This window comes from Sphingorhabdus sp. (genome assembly GCF_040079335.1).
GTDB lineage: Bacteria > Pseudomonadota > Alphaproteobacteria > Sphingomonadales > Sphingomonadaceae > Sphingorhabdus_B.
Genome location: NZ_JBEBKL010000076.1, coordinates 1 through 6,130 on the forward strand (window position 1 = coordinate 1; position 6,130 = coordinate 6,130).

Sequence of the window (6,130 nt, forward strand, 5' to 3'; positions counted from 1 at the left end):
GTAAACGATTCCGCCGAATTGGGCATAGGCAGGTGCTGGAACCAGCGCGGTGACAGTCATCGACAGCACCGCAGCACCGGCGGCGAGCATCTGGCGGAAACCCAGAGACTTCTTGATACTCGACTTCATGGCATTACTCCTTGGGTTGGCCCAATTGGGCGGGGGGAACGGGGTCGGCGGCCGGGAGCATGTCGGCGGCCCAGTCGAGGCCGCGATGGCGCAGCCAGGCGGCGGCGAAGCCCGCCGTACCGTGCGCCTCGGTCATTTCCGCAATCGCCAGCTGGTCGGTCTTCGATGAGGTAGCAGTGTAGGCGAGCGCGACTTCGCCCAGGCCAAGCTCGAACAGCCGGTTGCCCCGCGCCGACTGGCAGTAATAGTCGCGCTTGGGCGTCGCCCGCGCCACGATTTCGATCTGCCGGTCGTTGAGCCCGAAGCGGCGGTAGATCGACAGGATCTGCGGTTCGACTGCACGTTCATTGGGCAGGAAGATGCGGGTCGGGCAGCTTTCGATGATGGCCGGCGCGATCGAGCTCGTCTCGATGTCGGCAAGGCTCTGCGTCGCGAAGACCACGCTCGCGTTCTTCTTGCGCAGCGTCTTCAGCCATTCGCGCAGCTGCGCGGCGAACGCCGGACTGTCCAGCACCAGCCAGCCTTCGTCGATGATGATCATCGTTGGCGAGCCATCGAGTCGCCCTTCAATCCGATGGAACAGGTAGGAGAGCACAGCAGGCGCTGCTGCGGAGCCAGTCAGGCCTTCGGTCTCGAAGGCCTGGAAGCTCGCTTCGCCGAGATGTTCGACCTCGGCATCGAGCAACCGCCCGAACGGCCCACCGATGCAATAGGGTGCCAGCGCCTGTTTGAGCGCCTGCGATTGGAGCAGCACGGCCAAGCCAGTAAGCGTCCGTTCGGAGTCCGGCGCTGTGCTGAGCGACGTCAACGCCGACCAGAGATGCTCCTTGGTGGCGGGATCGACAGTCACGCCTTCAGACGTGAGAATCGCCTGGAGCCATTCCGCCGCCCAGTTACGCTCGGCAGGTTCATTGATCCGCGCCAGCGGCTGCAACAGCACCGCTCCAGCGCTGTCTTCGGAAAGGCTGGTGCCCAGATCCTGCCAGTCGCCGCCGCAGGCGAGCGCAGCGGCGCGGATCGAGCCGCCGAAATCGAAGGCGAAGACTTGAGCGCGATCGTAACGGCGGAACTGTAGCGCCATCAGCGCCAGCAGCACCGACTTGCCCGCCCCTGTCGGCCCGACGATCAGCGTATGGCCGACATCGCCGACATGGAGTGAAAACCGGAACGGGGTCGAGCCTTCGGTCCGCGCATAGAACAATGGGGCGGCGTTGAAGTGTTCGTCCCGTTCCGGCCCGGCCCACACGGCTGAGAGGGGGATCATATGGGCAAGGTTGAGGGTGGAAATCGGGGGGGTGCGGACATTCGCGTAGACATGGCCGGGGAGAGAGCCGAGCCAGGCCTCGACCGCGTTCATGCCCTCGACGATCACGGTGAAATCGCGGCCCTGGATGACCTTCTCGACGAGGCGCAGCTTTTCCGCCGCGAGTGCGGGATCTTCGTCCCACACCGTGACCGTGGCGGTGACATAGGCCTGGCCGACATGATCCGCGCCAAGCTCTTGCAGCGCCGCATCGGCATCGGCGGCCTTGTTCGACGCGTCGCTGTCGAGCAGCGTCGAGGCCTCGTTGGTCATCACCTCCTTGAGGATCGCGGCGACCGACTTGCGCTTGGCGAACCATTGCCGCCGGATCTTGGCCGTCAGCTTCGTCGCATCGGTCTTGTCGAGCATGACCGCGCGGGTCGACCAGCGATAGGCGAAGGCGAGCCGGTTGAGTTCGTCGAGCAGGCCCGGGAAGGTGCTGCTGGGAAAACCGACCACCGTCAGCGTGCGCAGATGGGCGCGACCGAGGCGCGGTTCGAGTCCGCCAGTGAGCGGCTCATCTGCCAGCAGCGCATCGAGGTGCATTGGGGTTTCGGGAACCCGCACGCGGTGGCTGCGGGTCGAAATGCAGCTGTGCAGGTAGGTCAGCGTCTCGCTGTCATCGAGCCAGGCGACTTCGGGGACGAACCCCTCGACCAGACGTAACAACCGCTCGGTGCGGTCGATGAAGAGGTCGAGCAGTTCCTTTGGGTTGATGCCCTTTTCGGCCTTGCCCTCGTAGAGCCAGCTCTCAGCGCGGGCGGCGTCTTCGGCGGGTGGCATCCAAAGCAACGTCAGGAAATAGGCGCTCTCGAAATGCGCGCCTTCTTCGGCAAACTGCGCGGCGCGTTCGCGCTCGACAAGCATCGACGCCGGATCGGGAAAATCGCTATCGGGATAGTCCTGCGCCGGTCGGCGCACCGCCTCGACGAAGATGGCCCAGCCCGAACCGAGCCGCCGCAGTGCGCTGTTGAGCCGAGCGGTCGTGGCGATCAGTTCGGCGGGCGTCGCGCTGTCGAGGTCGGGACCGCGGAAGCGAGCCGAGCGCTGGAAGCTGCCATCCTTGTTGAGCACGACGCCGGGTGCGACTAGCGCCGCCCAAGGCAGGAAGTCCGCAAGCCGGTCAGCCTTGTTCCTGTATTCGCGAAGCGAGAGCATCGGCTCAGACCCTCAGATAGGTGGGAAAGCGCAGGTGCCGCCGGGCGACATCGACGAATTGGGGATCGCGCCGAGCCGCCCAGATCGACACCATGTGGCCGAGCGCGAAGATCACGACGCCCGCGATCCACAGGCGCAGGCCAAGCCCGATCGCGGCGGCCAGCGTCGCATTGGCAATCGCGAGCCCGCGTGGTGCGCCGCCGAGCAGGATATGCTCGGTCAGCGCGCGGTGAACAGGCACCACGTATCCCGGAACAGCTTCGGGCGGCGCGGTTTCCATCAGACCAGCGCCCCGCCGCCGAACGAGAAGAACGACAGGAAGAAGGACGAGGCGGCGAAGGCGATCGACAGACCGAACACGATCTGGATCATTCGGCGCGCGCCGCCCGAAGTGTCGCCGAACGCAAGCGCGAGGCCAGTGGCGATGATGATCATCACCGCGACGATCTTGGCGACCGGTCCCTGGATCGATTCAAGGATCGACTGGAGCGGTGCTTCCCACGGCATCGACGAGCCCGCCGCATAAGCGGGCGTGGCAACGGAAAGAGCAACGAAGCCGCCGAGCATGGCGGCGGAAAGGTGGGCACGGGCGCGCGAAATGGTCTGGATCACGAGATAACTCCTTTGGCTTGGGGGGTGATGGGAAGGATCTGATAGTCGCCGCGATCATCGAGTCCGGTGACCTGGGCGAGTTCGGCGAGTCGCCTGCCGGTGCCGTCACGGACGAGCACGGCGATGACATTGATGGTTTCGGCGATCAGTGCTCGCGGCACGGTGACCACGCTTTCCTGGATGAGCTGCTCCATGCGCCGCAGTGTTCCGAGTGCGGACCCGGCATGGATTGTCCCGACCCCGCCGGGATGGCCGGTTCCCCAGGCTTTGAGCAGGTCGAGCGCTTCCGCGCCGCGCACCTCGCCGATGGGAATGCGGTCGGGCCGCAGCCGCAGTGCGGAACGAACCAGATCGGAGAGCGATGCAACGCCGTCCTTGGTGCGCAGCGACACGAGGTTAGGCGCGGCGCATTGCAGCTCGCGCGTGTCCTCGATCAGAACCACCCGGTCATCGGTCTTCGCGACTTCGGCCAGCAGCGCGTTGGTGAGTGTGGTCTTTCCGGTCGATGTGCCGCCGGCGACCAGGATGTTCTTGCGGGTCGCAACGGCAGCAATCAGCGCTTCGGCTTGCCATGCAGACATGATTTCCGCCGCGACGTAATCCGCGAGGGTGAACACCGCGACGGCGGGCTTGCGGATTGCGAAACTCGGCGCGGCCACGACCGGTGGCAGTAGCCCCTCAAACCTCTCGCCCGTATCGGGAAGCTCCGCCGATACTCGCGGTGCTTTGGCATGGACCTCGGCCCCGACATGATGCGCAACCAGCCGGATGATCCGCTCGCCATCGGCAGCGGACATCCCGCACCCCGTATCGGCGATCCCGGCACCCAGCCGGTCGATCCACAGCCGCCCGTCGGGATTGAGCATAACCTCGATCACCGAGGCGTCTTCAAGCCACGCCGCGATCTCCGGCCCGAGGGCTGTGCGCAGCATGCGCGCGCCGCGCGACGATGCTTGCGATTTGATCGGGATGACGCTCATGAAATGCCTCGTGTCTGCGAGGCGACCGGATATTGGTTGCGCTCACGAGGCAGAGCAAAGAGGCATCAATTTGGATGATTGCAACAGGTTGTTGCGGTCTGCGTAGAGTGGCGAAAAGGGAGAAAGGAACGGCGGGACAGAATGGTCACCTAGAGGTGATGAGAACCGGGCAAATCGCGTACAATTGACCTGAAATTCAGATACAAGGTTAGTTGATTTTCAGGTAGGCAGTCTGGATTCGACGGCGCTTTATGTCTTTCAATCAATCATCTGTCGAAAATTGCTAAATCAAAGGACGTGGCGTGGGGGCTAATTTCGAGCAGCAACGAGTAATCGAAACCCTTGACGGTCCTTTGCTGATTGTTGCGGGGCCGGGTTCGGGCAAGACGTTTTCGCTTGTCGAGCGCACCGTCAACTTGCTTGCCTCAAGGGAAGTGCAGCCGGAGCGGGTGCTGATCTCGACCTTCACTGAGAAGGCGGCGAAAGAGCTCAAAACCCGCATTTCCGAACGCCTGCAACGATCGGGCAGCAAGATCAATCCGCTCGACCTGACTGTTGGGACGCTACATTCCATCTTCCTCGATATCATCGACGAGTTTCGCGCTTTTTCGAGCATCCGCCGGAACTTCACGATCCTCGACCAGTTCGATCAGCAGTATTTTGTCTTTCAGCGCCTCCCTGAATTTCGAGAGATAGCCGGGCTGGAGGATTTCATTCGTCCATCCCAGAACCTGTCATCGTGGCGCGTTGCCGAGCGGTTGTGTGGCTATCTGAATAAACTTTCCGAAGAGGCCGTTGCGCCAGAAGCCTTGGCAAAAGCGACTGCGATCGAGCTCCAGATTCTCGGTGAGGCATACACCCTCTACCAGGCGCTTTTGGGCCAATATAACTACATCGACTTTTCATCGATTCAGGTCGAGGTTTTGCGGCTACTTGAATTGCCTGAAGTCGCGGAACAGCTCTGCAATCGCTTCGATTACCTGATGATCGACGAGTATCAGGACACGAACACGATTCAGGAACGGATCGTTCTGAAACTGGCATCACGGCACAATAACCTGTGCGTGGTCGGGGATGACGATCAGGCGCTCTACCGGTTTCGCGGGGCGTCGATCCGCAATATCCTCGAATTTCCGACACGGTTCCCTGAAGGCACATGCCAGCAGATTTACCTGACAAAAAACTACCGCTCACATCCTGACATTGTCGATTTCTACAATCGCTGGATGGAATTGGCCGACTGGCAAGGCGGTGACCGGTCCTACCGGTTCCCGAAGGTGATCGAAGCGGCAGGCGATGATCGTGCCAAGCGTCCGGTCGTCTTCAAGGTTTCCGGCGAAGACGGTGGGGAGAACTGGGCCAGCGAAACCGTGGCCTTTCTGACCAAGCTGCGCGGCGATGGCATCATCAAGGATTGGAACCAGGTCGCATTCCTGTTTCGGTCAGTCCGCAATCCCAAGGTCGCGCAATTTGCCAATGATCTGGAGGCTGCGGGCATCCCGATCTATGCCCCGCGTTCAAACATGTATTTCGAGCGCGACGAGATCAAGTTGATGATCGGTGCGTACATGTTCCTGTTTCCCCAATATGGGGCGATCCGGGCGACGCGGGAGGGTATGCAGCTCGACGTCTGGGCGTATTTCGACCGGTGCCTCGGGGACTTCATCGCCCATCTCAAATCTGGTGCGGACGAGCAAATTACCGCCTGGGCCAAGGATAAAGCGAAGCAGCACCTCACGCTGTCGGAGAACACCAACTACTCCTTCGCCAACCTGTTTTACGACCTGGTCCAATTCCCGACATTCAGCCATTACCTTGGCGAGGATATTGCCCATTCCGGCGTCAGGGACAGCCGCCCGGCTCGCAACCTCGCCAAATTCTCGCGGCTGCTCAACAAGTACGAATACCTCTACAACGTCATCATTCTTCAGCCGGACCGGCTTGAGCG

Annotated in this window: 5 protein-coding genes; 1 reads left to right on the forward strand and 4 read right to left on the reverse strand. The window is 62.0% G+C overall.

Annotated elements, in window-relative coordinates; genetic code table 11:
• Positions 1-133 precede the first annotated feature (133 nt).
• The 4 genes from trbE to trbB are packed head-to-tail and all read right to left on the reverse strand — an operon-like array spanning position 134 to position 4,182.
• Positions 134-2,590, reverse strand: coding sequence for a conjugal transfer protein TrbE (trbE, locus tag ABL922_RS13815; RefSeq protein WP_349024792.1), 2,457 nt, complete (start codon positions 2,588-2,590; stop codon positions 134-136).
• Between the two features lie 4 nt (positions 2,591-2,594).
• Positions 2,595-2,870, reverse strand: coding sequence for a VirB3 family type IV secretion system protein (locus tag ABL922_RS13820; protein WP_349024793.1), 276 nt, complete (start codon positions 2,868-2,870; stop codon positions 2,595-2,597).
• Complete coding sequence (locus tag ABL922_RS13825; protein ID WP_349024794.1) at positions 2,870-3,202, reverse strand: TrbC/VirB2 family protein; 333 nt, start codon at positions 3,200-3,202, stop codon at positions 2,870-2,872. The genes ABL922_RS13820 and ABL922_RS13825 overlap by 1 nt, the downstream gene beginning before the upstream one ends.
• On the reverse strand, positions 3,199-4,182 hold the full coding sequence (trbB, locus tag ABL922_RS13830; RefSeq protein ID WP_349024795.1) for a P-type conjugative transfer ATPase TrbB: 984 nt from the start codon (positions 4,180-4,182) through the stop codon (positions 3,199-3,201). Before trbB ends, ABL922_RS13825 begins: the two co-directional genes overlap by 4 nt.
• A 302-nt stretch (positions 4,183-4,484) precedes the next feature.
• Here trbB and ABL922_RS13835 point away from each other — a divergent pair.
• Positions 4,485-6,130: ATP-dependent helicase (locus ABL922_RS13835; protein WP_349024796.1), on the forward strand; the 1,646-nt coding region annotated here is incomplete at its 3' end.

What these genes read in the sequence shown, in the direction of transcription:
- trbB (WP_349024795.1), bottom strand. Translation starts at nt 4,182, where the DNA reads ATGAGCGTCATCCCGATCAAATCGCAAGCATCGTCGCGCGGCGCGCGC.
- trbE (WP_349024792.1), bottom strand. Translation starts at nt 2,590, where the DNA reads ATGCTCTCGCTTCGCGAATACAGGAACAAGGCTGACCGGCTTGCGGAC.
- ABL922_RS13820 (WP_349024793.1), bottom strand. Translation starts at nt 2,870, where the DNA reads ATGGAAACCGCGCCGCCCGAAGCTGTTCCGGGATACGTGGTGCCTGTT.